This is a genomic window from Aureimonas sp. Leaf324 (assembly GCF_001423245.1).
Classification (GTDB): Bacteria; Pseudomonadota; Alphaproteobacteria; order Rhizobiales; family Rhizobiaceae; genus Aureimonas.
The window spans coordinates 71,559-95,020 of record NZ_LMOH01000001.1 but is presented as its reverse complement, the minus strand read 5'-3'; the positions used below and the strand labels follow the sequence as shown (position 1 = coordinate 95,020).

Genomic DNA, 23,462 nt, shown 5'->3' with positions numbered 1-23,462 from the left:
GCCTCAACCCTCGTCGTCGCCGGCGGGCTCGTCGTCCTGCCGGCGACCCCGCCGCCAGTAGGCGACGACGAGGTGCTGGTTCTTCTTCAGCCCGAGATCCTTGCGGCAGAAGCGGCGGATGGCCTTGAAGGCCTCGAACTCGCATCCCGCCCAGACGAAGGGCACAGGCTCGCCGGCCGCGACGGCGGATCGGGCCGCGTCCTGCAGCAGCGTCGTGGTGCCGGCCGGGGCGCCGTTGCGATGCAGCCAGCGCAGGGTCATGCTTGGGGGATGGACAAGCGCCTGCTCGTCGGCAGGTCCGTCCACCTCGATGATGGCTTGCCCGGTCGCGTTTGCGGGCATCTCCTCCAGCGTGCGCGCGATCGCGGGCAGCGCCGTCTCGTCGCCAAGAAGTAGATATCGCTCGGCCTCGCCGACCTCGCCGCCGCCCGGACCCAGCAGGCCGACGGGATCGCCGGGCGCGGCCTCGCGCGACCACCGGCAGCCGGCGCCGGGCGGATCGTGGAGGACGACGTCGATATCGAGATGGCCGGCGGCCGGATCGATGCGGCGGATCGTGTAGACGCGGGTGACGAGTTCGTCCTCGCCTTGCGGCCAGACGGGCAGCGCGGCGGGACCGGCGTGAGGCCAGACCGGCGCGCGCCCCTTCGGCGGAAACAGGAGCCGCACGTGGAGGCCGCCGGTCGCAAATCGCGCCAGGTAGCGGCCCGCCAGGCGGACACGCCGCATGTGCGGCGTCACCTGATGGGCCGAGACGACGCGCATCTCGCGGAAGTGAGCAAGTTCCCTCGTGTCGGCCCCGTCGCCGCTCCAGACGAGCGGCGGGCAGGCGTCGCCGAGGATGTGCTGGAGATAGTAGGCGATGACGCCCTTGGCGACGCCGTGCTGCCCGGCCTCCTGCCCGTTCACGACGACCGACAGGACCTCGCCGGAAAAGCGCAACCGGGTCTCGCAATCGTAGACCGTGAGACACGTTTCATTGTCTGGATCGATCGGCCCCAACCAGTCCTCGTCGAGATGCTCCAGAAGATGACCGAGAAACGCCTCGCGGTCGGAGACGGGGGCGGTCAGACGCGCGGTCAGCCGCCGCGACTGATCCGTCGCCGGAACGGGCGAAGCGCTTGTGTCGATCTGGTCCATGCCGGCTCTCCTTCGATGATCCGGCCTACGATTTGTTGACTTCAATAGTCAAGTTTAAGCGGGCTGGGGACGACGGTTTCTTCGCATCGCACTCTCGACTTTCGCGGGGGCTTATGATGCCTATGGCCGCCGCTGCGAAGAGCTCGAACGGCGCCGTGTGCGTCGTGGAGGGGAGACCTACAGACATGCCGATGTTCTCGTCCCGTCTCCTGACCCTCATGGCCGGCGCAGTGATGCTGCTTGGCATCGCGAGCGCCGCATCGGCGGAGCCGCGCGATTCGATCCGCCTCGGGATGAGCATCGAGCCTGCCGGTCTCGACCCGACCATCGCCGCGCCCGTGGCTATCGGACAGGTCGTCTGGCAGAACGTCTTCGAGGGGCTGACCCGCATCGACGCGGACGGAAAGGTCCTGCCCCAGCTCGCGACCGGCTGGACGATGTCCGACGATAGCCGGACGATCACGTTCCGCCTTCGCGAGAACGTGACCTTCCACAACGGCGTGCGCTTCGATTCCAGTACCGCGAAGTTCACTCTCGACCGGGCGCGCGGCGAGACGTCGACCAATCCCCAGAAGCAGTTCTTCCAGGTCATCGACAGCATCGAGACGCCCGACGCCGCGACGCTCGTGCTGCGGTTGAAGGAGCCGTCCGCCAACCTTCTCTACTGGCTGGCTTGGCCCGCCTCGGTCATGGTCGAGCCGGGTTCGGCCGAGACCAACCGCTCGCAGCCGGTCGGCACGGGCCCGTTCCGCTTCGCCGAGTGGCGGCCGGGCGATCGTGTGCGGCTGGAGCGCGCGGAGCGCTACTGGGACGAGGCGAACCGTCCGGCGCTGGCGAGTGCCGAGTTCCGCTTCATCGCCGACCCGCAGGCGCAGGCGACGGCGATCCGTTCCGGCGATGTCGACGCGATCCCCGAGTTCATCGCGACCGAACTCTACAAGAGCTTCGAAGGCGACGCGCGCCTCGCGAGCGTCGTCGGCAACACCGAGCTGAAGGTCGTCGCCGGCATGAATGCCCGGCGCAAGCCCTTCGACGATCCGCGGGTACGCCGCGCGCTGATGATGGCGGTCGACCGGGCGGGGCTCGTGGAGGCCGCGATGAACGGGTTCGGCCAGCCGATCGGCAGTCACTACACGCCGAACGACCCGGGCTATCGCGACCTGACCGGCGTGGCGCCCTACGACCCAAACGCCGCCAAGGCGCTGCTGGCGGAGGCCGGCTATCCCGATGGGTTCAAGACCACGATCCGCGTGCCACAGATGTCCTACGCGACGCGCTCCTCCGAGGTGCTGCAGGCCCTCCTTGCCGAAATCGGCGTGACCGTCGAGATCGTGCCGACCGAGTTTCCGGCGGTCTGGGTCGATCAGGTGCTGAAGGGCCACGACTTCGACATGACGATCGTCGCCCATGCCGAACCGCTCGACATCGGCATCTACGCCCGCCCGAACTACTACTTCGGCTACCAGAGCGACGCCTTCAACGAGGCCAACCACGAGGCCGAGCGTGCGACGGACGAGGCCGCGCGGCTGGCGCATTACGGCCGCGCGCAGGAGATCCTCGCGCAGGACCTGCCCGCCCTCTACCTCTTCGTGATGCCCAAGCTCGGGCTGTGGGACAAGCGATTGACCGGCCTTTGGACCAACGAGCCGATCCCCTCCAACGACCTCACAGACGTCCGCTGGACGCAGTGAGCTGACGCTTCGCCTTGCCGAGCCTCCTCCTCCGGCGACTGGCGAGCTTCGTCGCCCTTCTCGTCGTCGTTTCGCTGGTCGTTTTCGTCGTGTTCGATCTTCTGCCGGGAGATCCGGCCGCGGTCATGCTCGGCACTTCGGCGCGACCGGACACGCTGGCGGCGCTGCGGGCCGAGCTCGGGCTCGACCGGCCGGTCCTCGTGCGGTGGCTCTCCTGGCTTGGCGGTGCCGCGACGGGGGACTTCGGACGTTCGCTGACCTACGGGATGCCGGTCTCCGGCCTGATCGCCCAGCGCATGGCGATCACGCTGCCGCTCGCCTTCCTGTCGTTGGCGTTGGCGCTGGCGCTCGGCCTGTCGACCGGCTTCTTCGCCGCGCGCCGTCCGGGCGGCCGGGCGGATCGGTTCGCGGTCGTCTTCGCGCAGGGCGGCATGGCGGTGCCGAACTTTTGGATCGGCCTCCTTCTGATCCTCGTTTTTTCCGCAACGCTCGGCTGGATGCCGGGCGGCGGCTTTCCCGGATGGGATGCGGGCGCGGGCCCTGCCCTGCGATCGCTGGTCATGCCGGCCGCCGCCCTCGCCATACCGCAGGCTGCCGTTCTCTGCCGCGTCGCGCGCGGCGCCCTGATGGACACGGCGAATGAGGATTTCCTGCGGACCGCCCGCGCCAAGGGCCTGTCCGAGACGCAGGCGCTCCTGCGGCATGGCGTGCCGAACGCGCTGCCCGCGATCCTCACCATCGTCGGCTTTCAGTTCGCCTATCTCGTTGCCGGCGCGGTCCTGGTCGAAAACGTCTTCGCCCTGCCGGGGCTCGGACAGCTCGCCTATCAGGCGCTCGCTCAGCGCGATCTCGTGACGATGCAGGCCGTTGCGCTGCTTCTGGCCGGAATGGTGGTGGCGGTGAACGCCGTCGTCGACCTCGTGCAGGTCTGGGTGGACCCGCGCACGCGATCGGCGACCTGATGCCGGATCGGAGGAACCTGCGCATTGCGTCAGGCCTCGCGATCGTGGCGCCGCTTGTCGCGGCGGCGCTCGTCGCGCCGTTCTGGACACCGTCCGCCGCGCCGTTTCGCCTGCGTCTCGGCGAGCGCCTCGAAGCGCCGCTTGCCGGCGGCCTTCTCGGGACGGACCAGCTCGGCCGCGATGTCCTGTCGCTTCTCATGCTCGGCGCCGGCAACAGCCTTGCAACGGCAGCCACCGCCATCCTGATCGCCGCAATCCTCGGCGCTGCGGTCGGCCTGATCGCGGCCGAGACGGGCGGGCGCACCGGGTCGGCGCTGATGCGGGGGGCGGACGTGCTCTTCGCCTTTCCGCCGCTCCTGTCGGCGATGATGCTCGCCGCCGCGCTCGGCACCGGCTTCTGGAGCGCGACGACTGCGATCGCGCTGTTCACCCTTCCGGTCTTCGCGCGGGTGACGCGCTCGACGACCGCATCGGTCCTGGCTCGCGATTTCGTCGCGGCGGCTCGCGCGCTCGGTCGCAGCGGGCCGGCCATCGCCCGGCACCATGTCCTGCCGAACATCGCGGGCGCCCTGGCGATCCAGATTTCCCTGCAGATGGGGCTGGCGATCCTCACAGAGGCGGGCCTCGGCTATCTCGGCCTCGGCCGGCCGCCCCCCGCGCCGTCCTGGGGGCGGATGCTGGCCGACGCACAGACCTACATGGGATCGGCGCCTTGGCTGGCGCTGGCGCCCGGCTGCACGATCGCGCTGGCGGTCCTCGGCTTCAACCTCATCGGCGATGGCCTGCGCGACCGGCTGGACCCGCGCAGACGCTAGAAGGCGATGTCGGCCACCAGCGGCAGGTGATCGGACGCAGGTGCGGCCGCCCGCACCGCCTCGATCGAGCGGAGCGTGACAGTCTGCGATGCATAAAGGCGGTCGAGACAGGCGAAGGGTCGACCGACCGGCCAGGTCGGCATCGGCCGGTGAACGGGGAGCGCCGCCTTCAGCGCGCCATGAACCGGGCCGGAGCGTCGCCACTCGTTGAAGTCGCCGAGCGCGACGGTCGGCATGTCGCCCTTCACGAGCGACGCGACGAAGGCGCCCTGTCGCGGGCGGGCCCGCGGATCGAGCCCGAAATGGGCGGCCAGGACGCGCAAGGGGCCGAGCGGGGTCGCGACCACCGCCTCGATGACCCCTCGCGGCTCCATTCCCGGACCCGGCAGCGGGTGCAGGGCCACGCGCTCGAACGGATGGCGCGACCACAGCGCATGACCGTATTCGCGCCCCGGCGGCCCGAAGAGCCGCGTTTCCGCCAGATGGCCGCCCAGCGTCTCGCGAACCTGCTCGAACGCTCGGGGAAGGCGCCGAAGATGGGTGCGTCCGTCGACCTCCTGAAGGGCGACGATATCCGCCGAGAAACGTTCGATGACGCGAAAGGACCGCTCGGGGTCGGGCCGCCGCCCTTCCCCGACGAAACCATGAAGGTTCCAGGTCGCGATGCGCAGGACGTCAGGTCTGTCCGGTGCCGACACGGTCTCCGCGCCCTTTTCCCGTGATCGTCTGAAAGATAAGAAGGATGTCGCCGAGAAAGCTTCGCGTCGCGAGATAGCGGGCGTCCGCCTCGGCCAGCCGCTCCGGTTGCGACATGTCGATGTCGTGGACCTGCGCGAGCCCCGTGATTCCTGGACGCAGGGCGAACACCCCCTGGGCTCGGCGTGCGGAGATGACGTCGCTCTGGACCGGAAGCGACGGCCGCGGCCCGACGAAGCTCATCTCCCCCTTGAAGACGTTCCATAGCTGCGGAAGCTCATCGAGCTTCCACTTGCGCAACGTGGCGCCCAGAGGGGTCACCGCCGAGACCGGGGTATCGTGCGAAGCCGCGGAAACCGTGCCCTGGCGCATCGTGCGCAGCTTGTAGCAGGTGAAGGGCCGCTCGCCTCGGCCCACCCTTTCCTGCGCGAAAATTCCGGGCCCCGGACTGTCGCGGCGCACCAGCGCGGCGAGGATCAGGATCACCGGACCGAACACGATCAGGCCGGCGGCGCTTGCCAGAATGTCGAACACACGCTTCATGGGAGGCGAGTGCCGCGAAAACGCGGCCAGAGCAAGTGGGGACAATCCGACGTGCGCATTCTCGTGACCGGGGCCTCCGGCTTCATCGGCCGGCACCTCGTCGCCCATCTCGTCGAACACGGCGACGACGCGGTCGCCGTGTCGCGGGGGCGCGACGGCGTTCCGGGCGACCTCCGCGAGATCGACGCATGGGCGGGCTGGCCGAGCCGGCTGGACGCGGTGATCCACCTTGCCGCCCTCAATCCGGCGCGCGGCGACGCGGCCGCGAGCGACGACGCAGCGCTGATGGCGGCCAACGTCTCGGCGACGAAAGCGTTGGCGGAGGCGGCCGCACGGCGGGGCGTTCCACGCGTCGTCTATGCTTCGACCAACCTCGTGCACCCGCTGACCTCGGAACCGTTCGACGAGAGCGCGCCCGAACAGCCGCAGAATGCCTACGCCGCGTCGAAGCTGGCGGGCGAAACCGCGCTGTGGCAGGGGCTGGAAGGGTCGCAGACGGACGGCGTCGTCCTGCGCCTGCCGCCGGTCTACGGGCCCGGCGGGCGCGGCGGCGTCGCTGCGCTGCTGCGGGTGTCCAGCCTGCCCATTCCTCTGCCCCTCGCCGCCCCGAGCGCCAGCCGCAGCCTTCTGTCGATCGCCAACGCCGTGGATGCCCTGACGCTGGCAGCGACGGCGCCGGGAACGGCCGGGGGCACGTTCCTCGTCTGCGACGGGGAGCCCTGGAGCCTCGGTGAGATGGTCGCCTTCGCGCGGCAGGAGATGGGACGCTCCCCGCGCCTGTTCTCGCTGCCGACGCACACGCTGGCGCGCATCGCCAGCCTCGCCGGACGCCGCCAACAGTACGAGCACGTCTTCGGCTCGCTGGTGGTCGACGACACGGCCTTTCGGACCGCAGCCGACTGGCATCCGCCGGAGACCACCGAGGACGGGTTGCGCCGAATGCTGCGCGACCTGCACCTGAAGCGCCGCGGCAAGCGGCGATAGGGCTCGATCATGACTCACGCCCCGATCGACCCGGCCAAGCTGAAGCGGCAGAAGCGGCTGGAGGAAACGCTGCGCGAGAACCTGCGCCGGCGCAAGGAACAGGCGCGCGGCCGGGCGGAGGCGCCGACCGACGACGAGCCATCGGACGAGCACGCGGACCGACCGGACGAGAGCGCCGTCTGACGCAAGCGCTTGGACATTCTGTCCGGGTGGACTTCAGGGAGGGCCGAATTTAGAACCCTTCTCACGAAGGAGTTCCGGATGATCGACTACCAGTCCCACTTCGCATCCGCGATCGAGGCCCTCCACGCAGAACGCCGCTACCGCGTCTTCGCCGATCTCGAGCGGATCGCCGGTCGCTTTCCGGCCGCCGTCTGGCGCCACGAGGGCAAGGCTCGCGAGATCACCGTGTGGTGCTCGAACGACTATCTCGGCATGGGCCAGCATCCCGCCGTGGTCGATGCGATGCGCGGCGCCGTCACCTCGATGGGATCGGGCGCCGGCGGCACGCGCAACATCTCGGGCACCAGCCATCCGCTGGTCGAGCTCGAGGCCGAGCTCGCCGACCTGCACGGCAAGGAGGCGGCGCTCGTCTTCACCTCCGGTTTCGTCTCCAACGACGCGTCGATCTCGACCATCGCCAAGCTCCTGCCCGACTGCCTGATCCTGTCGGACGAGTTGAACCACTCGTCGATGATCGAGGGCGTCCGGCGGTCAGGCTGCCGCAAGCAGGTGTTCCGCCACAACGACGTCGCGCATCTCGAGGAACTGCTGAAAGCAGCCGATCCCGAGCGGGCGAAGCTGATCGTCTTCGAGAGCGTCTATTCGATGGACGGCGACGTGGCGCCGATCGCCGCGATCTGCGACCTCGCCGAGCGCTACAACGCGATGACATACATCGACGAGGTCCATGCGGTCGGCATGTACGGGCCGCGTGGCGGCGGCATCACGGACCGGGACGGCGTGGCACATCGGCTCGACGTGATCGAGGGCACGCTGGCCAAGGCCTTCGGCGTGCTCGGCGGCTACATCGCCGGCTCGCGCGCGCTCGTCGACGCGGTGCGCTCCTATGCGCCGGGCTTCATCTTCACGACAGCCCTGCCCCCGGCACTTGCCGCCGCGGCGGCGGCCTCGATCCGGCATCTCAAGCAGTCCGGCGCCGAGCGCGCGGGACAGCAGCGCCAGGTGGCCGAGGTGAAGCGCGAACTGACGAGTGCGGATCTGCCGGTCATGCCGTCGGACACGCATATCGTGCCGCTTCTCGTCGGCGATCCCGAACTGTGCAAGCAGGCGAGCGATCGACTGCTCGACCGGCACGGCATCTACATCCAGCCGATCAACTACCCGACGGTGCCGCGCGGCACCGAGCGGCTGCGCATCACGCCGACCCCGCTGCACGACGACGCCCTCGTGGCGGGCCTGCGCGCGGCCCTCGTCGAGACTTGGACCGCGCTCGGCATCCCCTTCGCCTCGCAGCGGCCAGTGGAGACGCCGGTCGAAGATCCGGCCCCGGCGCTGGTGCTGGCGAAGGCCGGCGGCTGAGCGGACGTCGGCGGACGACCGCCGGTCAGGCGGCGTCCTCGCTGTCGTGAGCGGCCGAGCCGGGCGCCGCTTCCTTGCGCACCACGCTTTCTTCCGTTCGCGAACGCGGAAGGCGACGCGCGAGGACCGGCACGATCAGGGCGAGGCCGACGAAGCGCACGACATGGTGGGCGGCGACGTAGGCCGGGTCGAGGTTGAACTGAAAGGCCAGAACCGTCAGCGCCTCGAGAGCACCCGGCGCGTAGGCGAGCGCGATCTTTCCGAAGGCGATGCCGAGGATCGCGAAGGCCACGAGGCCTGCGAGGCCCGACAGTCCGAGGCCGATGGCGAAGGCGCCGAGCGACGCCGTCAGCAGCTCGCGCATGGCGTTGCGGTGCTCCGGCTTCAGCCGTGCGCCGATCGAGCAGCCGAGGACGACGAGTGCGGGGATCGCAATCCACGTGGGGATGGCGACGGGCGCGATCTCCGTTCCATGCAGGAAGGCGCTCGCAAACAGCGCGCCGAGGATCAGTCCGCCGGGAACGCGGCTTCGCAGGCCGATCCAGGCGCACAGGGCGCAGAGACCGCCGAGGATCAGGTATTGCAGCGGCGTGCCGATCACCCCGCCACGCAACTCCCCTTCGATGACGTCGCCGCCCTCCAGCCATGCGAGCATCGGCGTTAGCGCACCGATGAGGAGAAGAAGTCGCGTCGACTGGACGACCACGATCCGCGTCATGTCGGCCCGCGTTTCCGAGGCGGCCGCAAGCACGAAGGACATGGCACCCGGCAGCGAAGCGAAGAGCGCGGTTTCGCGATCCCAACCGAAGACGCGCTGCAGGAAGACCTTGGTCGCGACGACGATCAGCGCCACCCCGACCATCTGGATCGCGAAGGACAGCGGCCACAGCGCGAGCTGATCGACGACCTCGGGCGTGACGCCCGAGCCGGCCTGGATGCCGAGGATGAAGAAGGTGAGGTCGCGCAGGCGGTCGGGCACCCGCAGCGAGAGGCCGGAAAGCGTCGCGATCACGACGGCCATGGTGGCACCGAGCAACCAGGCGACCGGCAGATCGGCGACCGCTGCCAGCGTGCCGCCGACCGCGCCGATGGCGATCGTCAGCGCCGCCTGCGCGAACCCGTTCAAGGCTGACGCCCGATCCACTCCGCAAGACGATTGGCCGATTCCTGGACCTGATCGAGACGTCGATGGAAGCAGGCGCGCAGATGCCCCTGCGTCGTCGGCGCGAAGGCGGCACCGGGCGCCAGACCGACCAGCGCCTCGTCCGCGATCCGGAGCGCAGCCTGCATTCCGTCGGACACGCCGTCGATGGCGAAGAACGCGTAGAACGCGCCATCGGGCGGCGCGATCGACACGCGGTTGGTCGCTGCCAGCGTCGTCGTGAAGATGCGCCGGGCCTCGGCGGCCCGTGTCACCTGGCTTTCGATGAAGGGCTCGCCGTGCTCGATCGCCGCGACCGCGCCGCGCTGCATGAAGGCCGCGACGCCCGAGTTGGAGTATTGGACGAGGTTCTCGATCAGCTGCCCGAACGCCTCGGGCGCCTCGATCCAGCCGACGCGCCAGCCGGTCATCGCCCAGTTCTTGGAGAAGGAATTGACGAAGATCAGCGCGTCCTCGTCGGTCATCGCGTCGTGGAAGGACGGCGCGCGCGTACCCGCATAAAAGAAGCGGCTGTAGATCTCGTCGGCGACCACGAAGATCCCGGCGTCCCGCGCGAGGCCCAGAATGGCGCGGATCGTGCCCTCGTCGGCGGTCCAGCCGGTCGGATTGTTCGGCGTGTTGACGAAGATCGCCTTGGTGCGCGGGGTGATGGCGTCCCGCACCCGGTCGAGGTCGAGCGACCACGCCTCGCCGGTCCAGTCGAGGGGCACCTCCACGGCGCGGGCGCCGGTGATGCCGGCCGCTGCGGCGAAGTTCGGCCAGAGAGGCGAGACGAAGACGACCTCGTCACCCTCTCCTGCCAGCGCCGTCAGCACGAGCTGGATCGCGTGCATTCCCGAGCCGGTCACGAAGATGCGCTCCGGCGAGGTCGGGCGGGCGTAGAGGCGCTCCGTATAAGCGGCGATCGCCTGTCTCAGTTCGGGAATACCGCGCTGCCAAGTGTAGAAGGTCTCGCCGGAGCGCAGCGCTTCGGCGGCGGCCTCCGCGATGAAGGCGGGGGTCGAGAGGTCGCCTTCGCCGGCCCAGAGCGGGATCAGCCCGTCGCGCCCGCGCGCATGATTGATGACGGCGACGATGCCGCTTTCAGGCGCGGCGAGCGCGGCCGGACGCAGACGCTGGAGATGGCTCATGTGGCAGTCCCGGATAGCGGTGCGGGCCACGATCGGTGCGCGGCCCGTTCAGCCCGGGGACTCGGTCTTTCCGCTGGTTTCGTCAAGCCCGAAGGCGCGTCGATCGCCGCACTAGAAGTCGCCGCCCGGCACCTGTCCGGGACGAACGGAGGAGCGGCCACCTGCGAGGAGATCGCGGATCTCCTCGAGGAGCTTCTCCTCGCGCGGCACCTCCTTGGCCTCGGCGGGCTTGGCCTCTTCCTTGCGCTTCAGACGGTTCATGCCCTTGACGACCATGAAGAGCACGAAGGCGACGATCACGAAGTTGATCGCGAGCGTCAGGAAGTTGCCGTAGGCGATGACGGCGCCCTGCTCGCGCGCCTGCGCGAGACTGGTCGCCGTGACGTTGGAACTCAGCGCGACGAACTGATTGGAGAAGTCGACACCGCCGGTCACGAGGCCAACGATCGGCATGATGATATCGGCGACGATCGAATTCACCAGGCCGGAAAACGCGGCGCCGATGATGATACCGATCGCCAGATCGACCATGTTGCCCTTGAGGGCAAACTCGCGAAACTCCTTGAGCATGGCATACCCCCTCCGCCCGACTCACGGGCCCGTGGCAGAAACGTACCGCAGGGTTTCACGAAAGCAACCATCGCGCGAACCTATAGGTCGCGGCTGGCGCCGATGAAGTGCAGCACCACCTCGCGGCGGTGCGGCCGGCTGCGGTGCTCGAACAGATAAATTCCCTGCCACGTGCCCAGCGCCATCCGCCCGCGCTCGACCGGCACCGAGAGGCTGGTGTCGGTGAGCGCCGTCTTGATGTGCGCCGGCATGTCGTCGGGGCCCTCGATCGTGTGAATGTAAGGCGCCGTTTCGGGCGCCAGCCGGTCGAACGCGGTCAGGAGATCGGCCTGCACGTCGGGATCGGCGTTCTCCTGGATCGTCAGCGACGCGGACGTATGCCGGATGAAGACCGTGAGGAGGCCGTCCCCCGCTCCATGGGAGGCGAGCGCGGCTGCGATCTCGCGCGTGATGTCGGTCAGCCCCTGCCCTTTCGTCTGCAGGGAAAGGCGATGAAGAAATTGATGCGTGATCGGTTGCATGATCGTTTCGTCCTCGGCGTCCCGCGCCATATGGTTCGGACAGTGCAGAGCGGCGAGAGGGTGGATGGATGGCGGGCGGCATCGGTCAGGGAGATAACGCGTTTCTCGGCGCAGATGAGGAACTGCGACGGCTGAACGCCGAAATCTCGGCGTTTCAGGCGAGCCGACCGAGCCCCTGGTCGTTTCCGGCCGAGGTCGTGCGCGAAGCGAGGCGGCAAGGGCTCGGCGTTTTTCCGGGCCTGTCGCCCGACCCGGACGCCCGGGTCTTCGAACTGACGGCCCCGGAGGGCCACGCGATCCCGGTCCGGATCCTGTACCCGCAGGACCGGACGCCGCGCGGAACCTATCTTCACTTCCACGGCGGCGGCTGGGTGTTCGGCGGAGCGGTCGAGAACGACCCGCGCCTGCGCCATCTGGCCGACGCGACCGGCCTCTGCATCGCCTCCGTCGACTACAGGCTGGCGCCGGAGCATCCGTTCCCGGCCGGGCCTGACGACTGCGAAAGCGCGGCGTTGGCCCTCGCTGCTGGAAAGCTGGCCGATCTTCCGATCGACTTCCTCGCGATCGGCGGTGAATCGGCTGGCGCGCATCTCTCCGCCCTGACGCTGCTCCGGCTTCGCCAGCGAACGGGATCGGTGCCGTTTCAGGCCGCCAACCTCGTGGCGGGCTGCTTCGACCTCTCCCTCACGCCGAGCGTGCGAAATTTCGGTGCCGAGCGCCTGATCTTGAACAGTGACGACGTTTTGCAGTTCGTGCAGCGTTTCGTGCCGCAGGGGGTGGACGCGCGCAGCGCCGAGGTTTCGCCCCTCTACGCCGATCTCACGGACATGCCCCCTGCCCTTTTCAGCGTGGGGACCCGCGATCTCCTCCTGGACGATACGCTGTTCATGCACGCGCGCTGGCTCGCCGCCGGCAACGAGGCAGAACTGCGCGTGCAGCCGGACGGCTGCCATGTCTACGAGACATTCGAGACCGAAGCCGGAACCCGCTCCGAACGGGCCATGGCCGAAATCCTCAACCGGCAGATCGCGGTGGTTGCGGAGTCCCGTCCGGAGTTTCCCGGCGCGGCCGCTTGAGATTGACGAGCGGCGGACCGTCTGGCAGGCGAAACGAATGGAACAGCAAGCCCTCATCTTCAAGTTGTCGCCTCGCTCGGACTGGCTGGAAGCCGAGGCGGCCGGCCGTTTCACCGGCGCTCCGGTGGACCGCAAGGACGGGTACATCCACTTCTCGACGGCCGAGCAGGTTCGCGAAACGGCGGCGAAGCATTTCGCCGGTCAGTCCTCGCTGATCGTCGCGGCGATCGATCCCGCGCGGCTCGGCGAGGCGCTGAAGTGGGAGGTGTCGCGCGGCGGTGCGCTCTTCCCTCACCTCTATGCGGATTTGTCGATGGACGCGGTGGTCTACGTCGCCGACCTGCCGATCGGGCCGGATGGCCGGCACGTGTTTCCGGGCAGCATGCGATGAGCGGTCTTTATGGGCTCGCCCGCCCGCTCCTCTTCAAGCTCGACGCCGAGCGCGCGCATGGCCTGTCGGTGGAGGCGTTGAAGCGCGGCCTCGTTCCGCGTCGCAACCGGCCGATCGATCCGCGCCTCCGCACGGAGGTCGCGGGCCTGTCCTTCCCCAACCCCCTGGGACTGGCCGCGGGTTACGACAAGAACGCCGAAGTCGCGGATGCGGCGCTGCGGCTCGGGTTCGGCTTCGTCGAGGTCGGCACGGTGACCCCGCTTCCGCAGGAGGGCAACCCGAAGCCCCGCGTCTTCCGCCTCGCCGACGCGGATGCGGTGATCAACCGGCTCGGCTTCAACAATCACGGTCACGCGGATGTCGCCGAGCGCCTCGAAGCGCGCTCACGCAAGGCCGGGATCGTCGGCGTCAATATCGGTGCGAACAAGGACTCGGAGGACCGGATCGCCGACTACGTCGCGGGCATCCACCGGTTCGAGGCGCTGTCGAGCTATCTGACCGTCAATATCTCCTCGCCGAACACGCCGGGGCTTCGCAAGCTGCAGCAGGGCTCCGATCTCGACCGGCTCCTCGAGTTCGTGATGGCGGCGCGCGACGGCGCGGCGGCGATCGCGGCCACGAAGCGGCGTCCGGTGTTCCTTAAGGTCGCGCCGGACCTCAGCGAGGACGAGATTTGGGCGATCGCCGACACCGCCAAGCACCGGAAGGTCGAAGGCCTCATCGTCTCCAACACGACGCTGTCTCGCCATGGGGTCGAGGGCCGCACTCATGCCGGCGAGGCGGGCGGGCTATCGGGCCGTCCGGTCTTCAGCCGGTCCACCTATGTCCTCGCCCTGTTCCGGCGGGCGATGGGGCCCGACGTGCCGATCATCGGCGTCGGAGGTGTCGAGAACGCCTCGACGTTCCTGCGCAAGATGGAGGCGGGCGCCGATCTCGTCCAGCTCTACACGGCCCTCGTCTACGGGGGGCCGGACCTACCCATCCGCATCCTGAACGACCTGTCGCGGCATCTCGACCGGGCCGGCATCGACACGATCGCGAGCGTGCGCGATACGCGCGTCGACGAGATCCTGTCCGGCGGCCCGCCGCTCGGCTGGGAGACCGACCGGCCTTGACGGGCTGAACGCCATGTCGCTGGCGATCGTCCACCACCCCGCCTTCGATGCGCAGTTCGACGCCGCGCATCGCTTTCCCATGTCGAAGTTCACGCGCCTGGCGGAAATCCTGGTCGAGGACGGGCTCGTTTCGCCCGGTTTCTTCCAGCCGATCCCGGCGCCTGAAAGCTGGCTCGAACTCGCGCACACCCCTGCCTACGTCGATGCGGTCCTGACGCAGCGCGTCGACACGGCGACGGAGAAGGCGATCGGGTTTCCCGTCGACGCGCGCGTGGCGATGCGCTCGCGCTGCGCGACAGGCGGCACGGTGCTCGCGGCACGGCTGGCGCTGGAACGCGGCCTCGCCTGCAACACTGCCGGAGGGAGCCACCATGCGGCGCGTGAGGGGGGCGCGGGCTTCTCGGTCTTCAACGATGTCGCCGTCGCGGCCTCGGTGCTGATCGCCGATGGCGAGGTTGGACGTGTCCTCGTGTTCGACTGCGATGTGCACCAGGGCGACGGCACCGCGCGCATCTTCGCCGACGACGCGGCCGTGTTCACGCTGTCGATCCACGGCGAGCGAAACTATCCGCATCCGAAGGCCGTATCAGACCTCGACCTCGGCCTGCCCGACGGGACCGGCGACGACGAGTATCTCTCGATCCTTCCCGATCTCCTGCGTACCGCCCTGGAGCGCGCGCGGCCGGACATCGTCTTCTACAACGCTGGCGTCGATCCGCATGTGGACGACCGGCTCGGCCGCCTGTCGCTGAGCGATAGCGGGCTTGCCGAGCGCGACCGGCGAGTGATCGGCTTCTTCAGAGACCGCGGCATTCCCGTCGCGGGCGTGATCGGCGGCGGCTATTCGCGCGACATCGAGGCCTTGGCCCGCCGCCACTCCATCCTGCATCGTGTCGCCAGCGAGTTCGCCTGAACGTCAGCCACGGCCCGTCTTCAGAAGGCGGGACACGATGAAGATCGGCACGACCACGGCCGCGCCGAGGAGCACGTAGTCGATCACCCGGTTGAGCGAGCCGAACACGCTGTACCAGGCCCACTGCACGAACTCCCGCCCCCAGGCGACGATCTCGTAAGGACGAACGTCGAACCAGGACAGGAGGATGCCCACGAGCAGCGAGATGACCAGCAGCCGGACAAGCACGGACAGCGGCGATCCACCCAGAAATGTCGAGACCCGATCGGCCATGGCAGTCCTCTTTCTCCAGCGACCCGTCGGAGGTAGAGGGCGGATTGTGGCGATGCAAGCGGCCCGTCTGCCACAAGCGTGAACGCAGATCTCACGCGTCGATCATCGCCTGGAGCGTTTCCAGCCGATCCGCCTCGGCGGCCGGCTTGTCCCACCGAAGTCGCGAAACGCGCGGAAACCGCATCGCGACGCCGGACTTGTGGCGGGTCGAGCGGGCGAGGCCTTCGAACGCCACCTCGATCACGAGACCATGATCCGGCTCGGCGCGCACCGAGCGGACCGGCCCGAAACGCTCGATCGTGTTGTCGCGAACGTACTTGTCGAGCTGCTTCAGTTCCTCATCGGTAAAACCGAAATAGGCCTTGCCCACGGGCACGAGTTCCGGCTGATCGTCGGGTCCCGTCCAGACGCCGAACGTGTAGTCGGAATAGAAGCTCGAACGCTTGCCGTGGCCGCGCTGGGCGTACATCAGCACGGCGTCGATCAGATGCGGGTCCTGCTTCCACTTGAACCAGGGCCCCTTCGGCCGGCCGGGAACGTAGGCCGAGTCCCACCGCTTCAGCATCAATCCTTCGATCACGGGATGCGGCGGGTCGGCCCGCAGGCGCGCCAGATCCTCGAACCGGTCGAACGCCACGAACGGCGAGATGTCGAAGCGGCTGGTCTCGAGCCCTTCAATGAAACGGTCGAGCCGCTTGCGGCGCTCCGCGAAGGGCAGCGCCCGCAGGTCTTCGGCCCCGTCCTGAAGGAGGTCGTAGGTTCGCATGAAGACGGGGTGCTTCTTCATCACGGCAGCCGACACGCTCTTGCGGTTCAGCCGCTGCTGGAGGTCGGAGAAGGTGCCGACCACGATATCGTCCCGGACCGCCCCCTGATGGGGGTGAACGGCCGGCCGGCCGCCCCCCTTGGCGGCGGGCCGCGCGACGAGCAGTTCGCCGTCAAGCGAGCCCTCGAAGGTCATGTAGTCGAGAAGGTCGGGAAAGGCGCCCGACACGTCGTCGCCGGTGCGCGAATAGAGGCGCTTCACACCGCGTTCGACCGTCGCCTGGACCCGGATCCCATCCCACTTCCACTCTGCTGCATAGTCTTGCGGCGTGATGCGGCCGTAGTCCGGCTCCTCGAGCGGCTGCGAGAGCATGACGGGCCGGAAGGGCGAGGCAGCGGCGGACACCGGCTTCAGCGCCCTCCCCTCCAGCCAGTCGAAGAGCTCGATGTAAGGCGGACGCAGACCGTGCCAGAGTTCCTCGATCTCGACGATGTCCTTGCCCCCGAAGTCGGCGAGAGCCTGTTTGGCGAGGCGCGAGGACACGCCGATCCGCAGCGATCCCGTGACGAGCTTCAGGAGGGCGTAGCGACCGGACGAGTCCAGCTTGTCCAGCCACGCTTCCACGAGGCGCGGCCCCTCGGCCCGCGTCGCCGCATCGAGTTCGGTTATCACCTGCTCGAGCGTCGGCGTATCGTTCCGCCGGACGACCTCGCCGTCATGCGGCGACGGCCACACCAGCGCGATGGTTTCCGCGAGATCGCCGACATAGTCGTAGGAATAGCCGAACAGAACCTCGTCCATCCGCTCGGTCATCAGGTCGCGCAGCATGGCAGGCTTGACCGAGCGGATATCGAGTTCACCGGTGATCGCAGCCAGCGCATAGCCGCGTTCGGGATCGGGAACGGTGCGAAAATGATCCGCCATCAACCGCAGCTTGCCGTTGCGCGACGGTGTCAGGACGAGGCGATCCAGGAGGTCGGCAAATCGCTGCAAGCGGGTGAACCGGAGGTTGGCGTTCAGCCGCTAGATAGTTCGCAGCGGGTACAGGGCGAGAAGCGATGCCGCCTCCAGCTGAATTCGTATCGACACCGGGCATCTCCGCCAGGGCGCGGCGAATTGCGATTCACGCTCTCGGAGCGGATGCCGGACGGTCGAGAGCTTCCGCGACGGGGCCCAGATCTCACACCTGCGCCGGGAGCGGTCTCGCTGTGGCCGCCAGCGCCGCGCGCTCCCGCAGGGCCAGGTGGTGCCTCGCGGTGAACACGGCGTCGGCATCCATCCCGGGCTCGCGGATCAACCAGTCGAGATAGTCGCTCGGCACGTCCGCGATCGTCGCGCCCTTGTATCGCCCGAAGCGAAAGCGGACGAGAAGCGCCGGCTCCGCCGACACCTTCTCCGCCCGGGCCAGAAAGTCCGCGGCATCGACGCACCGAGGCATCAGTTCCTGCGCGATCCGGCGCAGGAGAACCGCGGTGCAGAGGGCGTCGTAGAGGGCACGGTGCGGATGCGAACCTTCCAGCCTGTCCCGGACATCGGCGAGGTCCAGCGGCACGTACTTCACCAACGACTGGAGCCCGTGGGCCCGCACGCCCGGGAACGCCCGCAGAGCGAGCTTGTAGGTGCAGAGCCAGCGTCCCGGCAGGCGAAGCCGCGACCTGTCGAACGAGGCCCGCTGCGCCGCGTAGATCGGCGCCCCGGCGAAGCCAGCGCGCGCCGTATCGAAATCCGGCGCGCCGACGAGCGCCTCGTCCGAAATCCGGTGAACCCGCCGCGCGCCCGGCGAGATCGCAATGCTGCCTCGATCGACCAACGTCTCCCGCGGATCTCCGATCTGACCGGACACCAGATCGACATCCACCGACCCGATCTCGATCACCGCGTCATCTTCGAGTTTGTGACCCGCCGTTTCCACGTCGATCACCCGGACCAGGAGGTTCGGCTGATGCTGGAACAAATCCGGTTTAGGCGCGACGGCAGGGAACAGACTGGTCATCCCCGCCATATCGGCACTTTATGGCAACGGCGCCAGTGCGACGCGCCATCGCGGCCCGCTCCGGCGCAGTGATCGTATCTCGACCCGTAACGCCCCCCTTGGCGTCCGCGTACGGTCGAGCTAAACCAGGTCTTACGTTTACGTCAATCATGGAGCGACCCGATGGCCCTGCCCCCGATCCTGCAAGGTCGCCTGCGACTGCCACTCATCGGCGCCCCGCTCTTTATCATCTCGCATCCGGCCTTGGTGATCGCACAGGCACGGGCGGGCATCGTCGGCGCCTTCCCCGCCCTCAACGCCCGACCCGCCGAGCAACTCGACGACTGGCTTGCGGAAATCTCGGACGCGCTGACTCTTCCCCTTTCCGACGGTCGGCCCGCCGCGCCCTTCGCGGTCAACCAGATCGTCCACCGCTCCAACAAGCGGCTTGAGGCCGATCTCGCCGTTTGCGTCCGGCACAAGGTTCCGATCGTCATCACCTCGCTCGGTGCTGTGGAAGAGGTCAATCAGGCGGTCCATTCCTATGGCGGGATCGTCTTTCACGACGTGATCAACGATCGATTTGCCCACAAAGCGATCGAAAAGGGAGCGGACGGACTGATCGCGGTGGCAGCGGGCGCCGGTGGCCATGCCGGCACGCTATCTCCCTTCGCGCTGGTGGCCGAAATTCGGCGCTGGTTCGACGGCCCGCTGTTCCTGTCCGGCGCGATCGCCACCGGTGGCGGAATCCTGGCGGCCCAGGCTGCGGGCGCGGACGGCGCCTATATCGGTTCCGCGTTCATCGCCACGACGGAAGCCCGAGCCGACGAGCGCTACAAGGCCGCAATCGTCGCCAGCCGAGCCCAGGACATCGTCTACTCCAACCTTTTCACAGGCATTCACGGCAACTACCTTCGCGCCTCGATCGAAGCCGCCGGGCTCGATCCGAATCACCTCCCGGAAAGCGATCCATCCAAGATGGATTTCGGAGCTGAGAAAGGCGCAAAAGCCTGGCGGGACATCTGGGGCGCCGGCCAAGGGGTCGGCTCGATCGATGCCGTCACGCCCGTTTCCGAACTCGTGGAGCGTCTGCTCAAAGAATACCACGATGCCCGCGCGCGCCTTTCGATCGCTTAATCTCCGCGCCAGTTTCGTCACAAAACCGCTTGAACCTCGAGCCCAATGGCGCTATCAGAACCCCATCCGCCGGGCACGAGCCTAGGCCGGGCCGCTTTAGCTCAGTCGGTAGAGCACATCATTCGTAATGATGGGGTCAGGTGTTCGAATCACCTAAGCGGCACCACCCTCAACACCCTGCAAACATTGGTCTTTTGACCTTTAGATGACTGCCACTTACCCGGCTGTATCGGCCGTTTGGGGGAGTTCTGGGGGAATCGCTTTTTAGCGGAGACGTTCAGGTTCCTTGGCGGATCGTGAGCGTCGGGGCGGGATTTTCAGGGTTTAGGAAAACTTCTCGCTAACCGCGATCGCTGATCGGGACTGCTGGACGGGCGAGGGACGCGCTAGTCTTCTCCTTACCCCCAAAGCAGGGTGCAACGTCCGCCGAATAACCCAGGTCTGAAATCCTGGTGACCGCGGGTAGCGTCGCAGCACCCACCCCCCGCCCTTCCCGTTCCCGATCGCCAAGGTGGCCCTGTGTCTTCCGACGCCGCGAGTCTGTACGACGTCCTGATTTCCCAAACCCAGATCTACGACGAAAGCCTCCAGCCCGTTCTCGCGGGCAAGGAGTACGCCGCCCTCGACTTCCTGCTGAAGGGTGGCCCGCCCGCCGACGGCTCGATTATGACGGACTTCAGCTTGTGGGCCGAGAACATCCGCCGGCGTCGCCTGCTGTCCGAAGACGGCGAACTCCGGCTGCTCATCGCGTGCACGAATCTGCCTACTCGTGCGATCCTGAGAGATCTGCGGGATCACATGCCGGCCGGCAACGAGCGGCAGCGGGTTGATTACTGGCTCGCGGTCCACGGGGACCTCGACGCTGCCAACGAACTGTATCGGCGGTACCATCAGTCGGTGGACCTCCGGGCCGCGTTCGTGCTCGGACTGGAGAAGCACGCGAAGTCCATTGCCCGGAACCACGCCTGGTCGTGGCATCCCGGCATCGAGATCAAGATCCTGATCCGCGGTGCGGCCGAACTCGCCACGCGCATCGCTCTGCAGGTCGGCGCGGTGAGCGCCGTCTGCGACTGGCGCGAGGCAATCAAGCGTCCCAGCGCACAGGAGGAGCACGCTGCGGCAGAGAAGGCATGGCTGCGCGATCTGGTCACGATCGCGAGGACGAAGGCATACGAACGCGAAATCGAGAAGACCAGGACCGTCGACGTCGAGGCTGAAGACTACGTCGGCCCGGACGACCCGAACCGGTACTGCCGTGCTGGTTCCGGGTTGTTGTGGGATGATCATCTCGGCGTCGTCGTCGACGAGAGTTCGGACGAGCCGCCCGAAGAGCGGACTGCCAGGATCCATGCGCACGTCGCGCAGGTGACGGCGGAGAGGGAGGCTGCACGGCCGGACCGGCCTACGGCTGCGTATCCGTACCTCGTCGTCCTCGCCGATCTGGAGCTTTCGGAGGGCGGTCGGAAGGCTCCCGGCGGCGACAACGAACTCGTCAGGCATCTGGGAGCGATCTCGGGCCGTCACATCGAACTCGCGTGTGCGCCGGACAATGTGTTCGGCATTGCTGGGAGGCTCGGTGACGCCTGGCCGCATGCTCGCGAGGCGATCGATCGGATCCTCCGGGACGTCCTGCCCGGCGAACCGATCCGGTTCCGTCCGACGCTCCTCGTCGGCAAGCCGGGTTCCGGCAAGACGTCCTTGGCCCGCGAGATCGGGACGGCTCTGGGCCTGCACACGACGGTTTATCCGTGCGCATCCGTGTCCGACAACTCGTTCGGCGGCACGCCCATGCAGTGGGGCACCAGGAGGGCATCCACGCCCCTCGAGGCGATCCGGGCAGCGAACCTCGCCAACCCGGTCCTCGTGCTGGATGAGATCGAGAAGACGGGTAGCGGCGGCAACCACGGTTCCCTTCTGACGTCGCTCCTACCGATGCTCGAACGGCACACGGCCTCGGCGTATTTCGAGGTCGGCATCGAGCGTCCGTCCGACCTGTCGTTCGTAAGCTTCATTGCGACGGCGAACAGTCTGGTAGACGTCCCCGCGCCTCTCCTCGACCGCTTCCGGGTGATCGAGATGCCGGACGCAGGCCCCGAACACCTGGGCGATCTCGCCCGGCGGATCGTTGCGGACATCGCGATCGATGACGGTCTGGACCCCGCCTGGACTCCGGCGCTGGCATACGACGAGCTGGCCGTGATCCGACGTATGTGGAAGGGCGGCTCCCTCCGTCGTCTACGGACGGCAATCCAGGCGACGCTGGACGCACGGGAAACGGTGCTGCGCGGGAGGCCGATGTGATCCTCGCGCTCCCGATCGACGTCAGGGAACGTCTGGACCGCATCGAACGTGAGGAAGGCGTCCCGCCCCTGGAGGTCTGCCACCAGGCCATCTCGGTCTTCTCTCAACTCACCGGACCGGAGCGTCGCGCACTCGGCGTCACGGCCATCGGCCTGGTCATGGAACGCCATTACAAAGCAGGAGGTCACGCATGAAAGTCTGGATCATGAGCGACCTGCACGATGACTTCTCCCGGTCGGCGATAGGCATCTGGCAGCCTCTCGCCGACGTCGAAGCCGACGTCCTGGTCGTCGCCGGCGACATCGCAGGCAGGCTGTCAACGATGGGGCGGGACTGGCTAGAGGGGCAGCGCCGCCGCCTAGGCATCCCGATCATCGTCGTCGCGGGAAACCACGATTTTTGGGGTGGCTCGGTCGATCGCGAGATCCCCAGGTTCCGGGAGCGGCTCCAGCACGACGGCATCCACGTCCTCGACGGCGACACGGTCGAGATCGGCGGCGTCCGCTTCGTCGGCGGGACGCTCTGGACGGACTATGGGATATGTCGCGACGGCGTCCACAAGGGCCAGATCGAGGCTTTGGCGAACATGAACGATTTCCGGTACACGAGGGCCGGCGTCGATCGGGAACGGCCCAGGCTCACACCACAGCACCTAGTCGGCATCCACGCCCGGCACCGGAAAGTGATCGTCGAGACGCTGGCGACGCCGTTCGATGGCCCGACGGTCGTCGTCACGCACCATGCGCCGTCGACGCGTTCCCTGCGCCACGGCGAGGTCAGGGAACGGCTGGACGCTGCCTACGCCTCGCACCTCGAGGACGTCATGCACGACGGTCGGCCGGCGCTCTGGGTGCACGGGCACATTCACTGCCAGCGCGACTACACCGTTTTCGGGACGCGGGTGATCTGCAATCCGAGAGGCTACGTGCGGTCGAGACGCGTTCAGGGCGTCGGCTTCGATGAGATCGAGAACCCGGCTTTCGATCCTAGGTTGGTCGTCGAGGTTTGAGGTCGCCCGACCCCTTCCGACCCCTACCGGACTCTCAGCTCGAAATAACCGAGGCTCAGAAGCGGACATTCCGGCACCCAAGTTTTTACGATGAGTATTTTGCCGTCCCGACAAGACGCTTCGTCGGGTCGAATCGTAGGACCGTTTGTCCAAGGGACCGTCATGGCCAAAGCGGTTCGCAGGTGCTACGACTCCTGCATCAAAGGGAGACTGGGACTTGGAATCGCGGCGCAACGGCTCGAACGGATGGATGGTGCGGCTCGCCGCCTTCCTGTTCGTCGTTCAGGCCGCGCTGCTCGGCTTCTCCCTGAGCGCCACCGCCGACCTCTTGCCCCGTGACCAGTTCGGCAACGTCCTCTGCGTCACGGACGGCAAGGGCGGCAACCACAAGCCAACGGACAAGTCCGATCACCATTCCAAGCTGATGGAATGCTGCTCGATGGGCTGCGGCATGTTCGGGGCTCCCAGCGCTCCGCCGCCGACGCTCGTGTCGCTGCTCGTCCGCCAGCCCGTCATCCTGTCCGTGCCGTTCGTCCTGTACGAGGACGTCGGCTCCGGTGCCGTCGAGACGCCTCGAAGCACCCGAGGCCCGCCTCTCTCCGCCTGACGACCGAGCCCCCGCCGCGTCCGTGGCGGGATCGTATGCGTCATTTGCGACGGCACCGCGCCTTTGGCGTCGGTCGCCCGGTCGCCGAGAGGCTGTTCTCATGCATATCAATTGTGGCGCCTCCGGGCGCACGACGGTCCGGCATC

The 23,462-nt window shown here is 67.8% G+C and carries 25 protein-coding genes and 1 tRNA gene; 16 read left to right on the top strand and 10 right to left on the bottom strand.

The annotated features are described in order from the left end of the window. Positions 1 to 3 precede the first annotated feature (3 nt). Positions 4 to 1,140, bottom strand: coding sequence for a siderophore-interacting protein (locus tag ASF65_RS00525; RefSeq protein ID WP_055883593.1), 1,137 nt, complete (start codon positions 1,138 to 1,140; stop codon positions 4 to 6). A gap of 218 nt (positions 1,141 to 1,358) precedes the next feature. Between ASF65_RS00525 and ASF65_RS00520 the strand changes: the two genes are divergently transcribed. Genes ASF65_RS00520 through ASF65_RS00510 form a run of 3 tightly spaced genes read left to right on the top strand, consistent with a single transcriptional unit; the run spans position 1,359 to position 4,608 of the window. Then, positions 1,359 to 2,831 carry an ABC transporter substrate-binding protein gene (locus tag ASF65_RS00520; RefSeq protein ID WP_244486536.1) on the top strand — a complete coding sequence of 491 codons (1,473 nt, stop codon included), beginning with the start codon at positions 1,359 to 1,361 and terminating at the stop codon, positions 2,829 to 2,831. Positions 2,832 to 2,845: 14 nt separating this feature from the next. Further along, a complete protein-coding gene (locus ASF65_RS00515; protein WP_055883588.1) occupies positions 2,846 to 3,793 on the top strand; it encodes an ABC transporter permease in 948 nt (315 codons plus the stop codon). A 44-nt stretch (positions 3,794 to 3,837) separates the two neighbouring features. After that, a complete protein-coding gene (locus ASF65_RS00510; protein ID WP_348271162.1) occupies positions 3,838 to 4,608 on the top strand; it encodes an ABC transporter permease in 771 nt (256 codons plus the stop codon). Here ASF65_RS00510 and ASF65_RS00505 read toward each other — a convergent pair. Together ASF65_RS00505 and ASF65_RS00500 are read right to left on the bottom strand one after the other, a co-directional pair. Further along, positions 4,605 to 5,306 carry an endonuclease/exonuclease/phosphatase family protein gene (locus ASF65_RS00505; RefSeq protein WP_055883582.1) on the bottom strand — a complete coding sequence of 234 codons (702 nt, stop codon included), beginning with the start codon at positions 5,304 to 5,306 and terminating at the stop codon, positions 4,605 to 4,607. The genes ASF65_RS00510 and ASF65_RS00505 overlap by 4 nt on opposite strands. Then, a complete protein-coding gene (locus ASF65_RS00500) occupies positions 5,284 to 5,847 on the bottom strand; it encodes a sugar transferase (protein ID WP_055883579.1) in 564 nt (187 codons plus the stop codon). The genes ASF65_RS00505 and ASF65_RS00500 overlap by 23 nt, the downstream gene beginning before the upstream one ends. A 51-nt stretch (positions 5,848 to 5,898) precedes the next feature. Between ASF65_RS00500 and ASF65_RS00495 the strand changes: the two genes are divergently transcribed. The 3 genes from ASF65_RS00495 (at position 5,899) to hemA (ending at position 8,373) form a co-directional block, all read left to right on the top strand. Further along, entirely contained in the window at positions 5,899 to 6,831 is a 933-nt protein-coding gene (locus tag ASF65_RS00495) for an NAD-dependent epimerase/dehydratase family protein (RefSeq protein ID WP_055883576.1), read from the top strand. A 9-nt stretch (positions 6,832 to 6,840) separates the two neighbouring features. Further along, complete coding sequence (locus ASF65_RS21740) at positions 6,841 to 7,014, top strand: hypothetical protein (RefSeq protein WP_200939986.1); 174 nt, start codon at positions 6,841 to 6,843, stop codon at positions 7,012 to 7,014. Positions 7,015 to 7,095: 81 nt separating this feature from the next. Next, the gene (hemA, locus tag ASF65_RS00490; RefSeq protein WP_055884911.1) at positions 7,096 to 8,373 is read left to right on the top strand and encodes a 5-aminolevulinate synthase; all 1,278 of its coding nucleotides are present in this window, start codon (positions 7,096 to 7,098) and stop codon (positions 8,371 to 8,373) included. A 25-nt stretch (positions 8,374 to 8,398) separates the two neighbouring features. Here the strand turns inward: hemA and ASF65_RS00485 are convergent, their stop codons facing one another. The 4 genes from ASF65_RS00485 to ASF65_RS00470 all read right to left on the bottom strand — a co-directional run bounded on the left by ASF65_RS00485 (position 8,399) and on the right by ASF65_RS00470 (position 11,756). Further along, positions 8,399 to 9,499 (bottom strand): AbrB family transcriptional regulator, encoded by a 1,101-nt coding sequence (locus tag ASF65_RS00485; protein WP_055883572.1) that lies wholly within the window; start codon positions 9,497 to 9,499, stop codon positions 8,399 to 8,401. Further along, positions 9,496 to 10,665, bottom strand: coding sequence for a pyridoxal phosphate-dependent aminotransferase (locus ASF65_RS00480; RefSeq protein WP_055883569.1), 1,170 nt, complete (start codon positions 10,663 to 10,665; stop codon positions 9,496 to 9,498). The genes ASF65_RS00485 and ASF65_RS00480 overlap by 4 nt, the downstream gene beginning before the upstream one ends. A gap of 111 nt (positions 10,666 to 10,776) precedes the next feature. Continuing rightward, complete coding sequence (gene mscL, locus ASF65_RS00475; protein WP_055883567.1) at positions 10,777 to 11,235, bottom strand: large conductance mechanosensitive channel protein MscL; 459 nt, start codon at positions 11,233 to 11,235, stop codon at positions 10,777 to 10,779. An 80-nt stretch (positions 11,236 to 11,315) separates the two neighbouring features. Further along, on the bottom strand, positions 11,316 to 11,756 hold the full coding sequence (locus ASF65_RS00470) for a secondary thiamine-phosphate synthase enzyme YjbQ (RefSeq protein WP_244486518.1): 441 nt from the start codon (positions 11,754 to 11,756) through the stop codon (positions 11,316 to 11,318). Between the two features lie 68 nt (positions 11,757 to 11,824). Between ASF65_RS00470 and ASF65_RS00465 the strand changes: the two genes are divergently transcribed. Genes ASF65_RS00465 through ASF65_RS00450 form a run of 4 tightly spaced genes read left to right on the top strand, consistent with a single transcriptional unit; the run spans position 11,825 to position 15,251 of the window. Continuing rightward, positions 11,825 to 12,832 (top strand): alpha/beta hydrolase, encoded by a 1,008-nt coding sequence (locus tag ASF65_RS00465; protein ID WP_055883563.1) that lies wholly within the window; start codon positions 11,825 to 11,827, stop codon positions 12,830 to 12,832. A 37-nt stretch (positions 12,833 to 12,869) separates the two neighbouring features. Next, positions 12,870 to 13,223 (top strand): DUF952 domain-containing protein, encoded by a 354-nt coding sequence (locus ASF65_RS00460; RefSeq protein WP_055883562.1) that lies wholly within the window; start codon positions 12,870 to 12,872, stop codon positions 13,221 to 13,223. Then, positions 13,220 to 14,338 (top strand): quinone-dependent dihydroorotate dehydrogenase, encoded by a 1,119-nt coding sequence (locus ASF65_RS00455; protein WP_055883559.1) that lies wholly within the window; start codon positions 13,220 to 13,222, stop codon positions 14,336 to 14,338. Before ASF65_RS00460 ends, ASF65_RS00455 begins: the two co-directional genes overlap by 4 nt. 13 nt (positions 14,339 to 14,351) lie before the next feature. Next, positions 14,352 to 15,251 carry a histone deacetylase gene (locus ASF65_RS00450; protein WP_055883556.1) on the top strand — a complete coding sequence of 300 codons (900 nt, stop codon included), beginning with the start codon at positions 14,352 to 14,354 and terminating at the stop codon, positions 15,249 to 15,251. Positions 15,252 to 15,254: 3 nt separating this feature from the next. On the opposite strand, the gene ASF65_RS00445 is transcribed toward ASF65_RS00450, so the two are convergent. From ASF65_RS00445 to ASF65_RS00435, 3 genes are all read right to left on the bottom strand, one after another. Further along, complete coding sequence (locus ASF65_RS00445; RefSeq protein WP_055883553.1) at positions 15,255 to 15,524, bottom strand: DUF6460 domain-containing protein; 270 nt, start codon at positions 15,522 to 15,524, stop codon at positions 15,255 to 15,257. Between the two features lie 91 nt (positions 15,525 to 15,615). After that, positions 15,616 to 17,283 carry a cisplatin damage response ATP-dependent DNA ligase gene (locus ASF65_RS00440; protein WP_055883550.1) on the bottom strand — a complete coding sequence of 556 codons (1,668 nt, stop codon included), beginning with the start codon at positions 17,281 to 17,283 and terminating at the stop codon, positions 15,616 to 15,618. 187 nt (positions 17,284 to 17,470) lie between these two features. Further along, complete coding sequence (locus tag ASF65_RS00435) at positions 17,471 to 18,292, bottom strand: DUF3820 family protein (RefSeq protein ID WP_055883548.1); 822 nt, start codon at positions 18,290 to 18,292, stop codon at positions 17,471 to 17,473. Between the two features lie 153 nt (positions 18,293 to 18,445). Between ASF65_RS00435 and ASF65_RS00430 the strand changes: the two genes are divergently transcribed. The 6 genes from ASF65_RS00430 to ASF65_RS00405 all read left to right on the top strand — a co-directional run bounded on the left by ASF65_RS00430 (position 18,446) and on the right by ASF65_RS00405 (position 23,316). Further along, a complete protein-coding gene (locus ASF65_RS00430) occupies positions 18,446 to 19,399 on the top strand; it encodes a nitronate monooxygenase family protein (RefSeq protein ID WP_055883545.1) in 954 nt (317 codons plus the stop codon). A 90-nt stretch (positions 19,400 to 19,489) separates the two neighbouring features. Continuing rightward, positions 19,490 to 19,565: transfer RNA gene (locus ASF65_RS00425), tRNA-Thr, on the top strand. A 353-nt stretch (positions 19,566 to 19,918) separates the two neighbouring features. Further along, positions 19,919 to 21,700: an AAA family ATPase gene (locus tag ASF65_RS00420; RefSeq protein ID WP_055883542.1), complete on the top strand. Its 1,782-nt coding sequence runs from the start codon at positions 19,919 to 19,921 to the stop codon at positions 21,698 to 21,700. Beyond that, complete coding sequence (locus ASF65_RS00415; protein ID WP_055883539.1) at positions 21,697 to 21,894, top strand: hypothetical protein; 198 nt, start codon at positions 21,697 to 21,699, stop codon at positions 21,892 to 21,894. Before ASF65_RS00420 ends, ASF65_RS00415 begins: the two co-directional genes overlap by 4 nt. Next, positions 21,891 to 22,709 (top strand): metallophosphoesterase, encoded by an 819-nt coding sequence (locus ASF65_RS00410; protein ID WP_055883537.1) that lies wholly within the window; start codon positions 21,891 to 21,893, stop codon positions 22,707 to 22,709. The genes ASF65_RS00415 and ASF65_RS00410 overlap by 4 nt, the downstream gene beginning before the upstream one ends. Before the next feature lie 217 nt (positions 22,710 to 22,926). After that, the gene (locus tag ASF65_RS00405) at positions 22,927 to 23,316 is read left to right on the top strand and encodes a DUF2946 family protein (protein WP_055883534.1); all 390 of its coding nucleotides are present in this window, start codon (positions 22,927 to 22,929) and stop codon (positions 23,314 to 23,316) included. Positions 23,317 to 23,462: the final 146 nt, after the last annotated feature.

Coding starts and splice junctions, on each gene's coding strand:
- mscL (WP_055883567.1), bottom strand. CDS start 11,235: ATGCTCAAGGAGTTTCGCGAGTTTGCCCTCAAGGGCAACATGGTCGAT.
- ASF65_RS00480 (WP_055883569.1), bottom strand. CDS start 10,665: ATGAGCCATCTCCAGCGTCTGCGTCCGGCCGCGCTCGCCGCGCCTGAA.
- ASF65_RS00470 (WP_244486518.1), bottom strand. CDS start 11,756: ATGCAACCGATCACGCATCAATTTCTTCATCGCCTTTCCCTGCAGACG.
- ASF65_RS00525 (WP_055883593.1), bottom strand. CDS start 1,140: ATGGACCAGATCGACACAAGCGCTTCGCCCGTTCCGGCGACGGATCAG.
- ASF65_RS00460 (WP_055883562.1), top strand. CDS start 12,870: ATGGAACAGCAAGCCCTCATCTTCAAGTTGTCGCCTCGCTCGGACTGG.
- ASF65_RS00430 (WP_055883545.1), top strand. CDS start 18,446: ATGGCCCTGCCCCCGATCCTGCAAGGTCGCCTGCGACTGCCACTCATC.
- ASF65_RS00455 (WP_055883559.1), top strand. CDS start 13,220: ATGAGCGGTCTTTATGGGCTCGCCCGCCCGCTCCTCTTCAAGCTCGAC.
- ASF65_RS00450 (WP_055883556.1), top strand. CDS start 14,352: ATGTCGCTGGCGATCGTCCACCACCCCGCCTTCGATGCGCAGTTCGAC.
- ASF65_RS21740 (WP_200939986.1), top strand. CDS start 6,841: ATGACTCACGCCCCGATCGACCCGGCCAAGCTGAAGCGGCAGAAGCGG.
- ASF65_RS00500 (WP_055883579.1), bottom strand. CDS start 5,847: ATGAAGCGTGTGTTCGACATTCTGGCAAGCGCCGCCGGCCTGATCGTG.
- ASF65_RS00465 (WP_055883563.1), top strand. CDS start 11,825: ATGGCGGGCGGCATCGGTCAGGGAGATAACGCGTTTCTCGGCGCAGAT.
- ASF65_RS00520 (WP_244486536.1), top strand. CDS start 1,359: ATGGCCGGCGCAGTGATGCTGCTTGGCATCGCGAGCGCCGCATCGGCG.
- ASF65_RS00410 (WP_055883537.1), top strand. CDS start 21,891: ATGAAAGTCTGGATCATGAGCGACCTGCACGATGACTTCTCCCGGTCG.
- ASF65_RS00435 (WP_055883548.1), bottom strand. CDS start 18,292: ATGGCGGGGATGACCAGTCTGTTCCCTGCCGTCGCGCCTAAACCGGAT.
- ASF65_RS00445 (WP_055883553.1), bottom strand. CDS start 15,524: ATGGCCGATCGGGTCTCGACATTTCTGGGTGGATCGCCGCTGTCCGTG.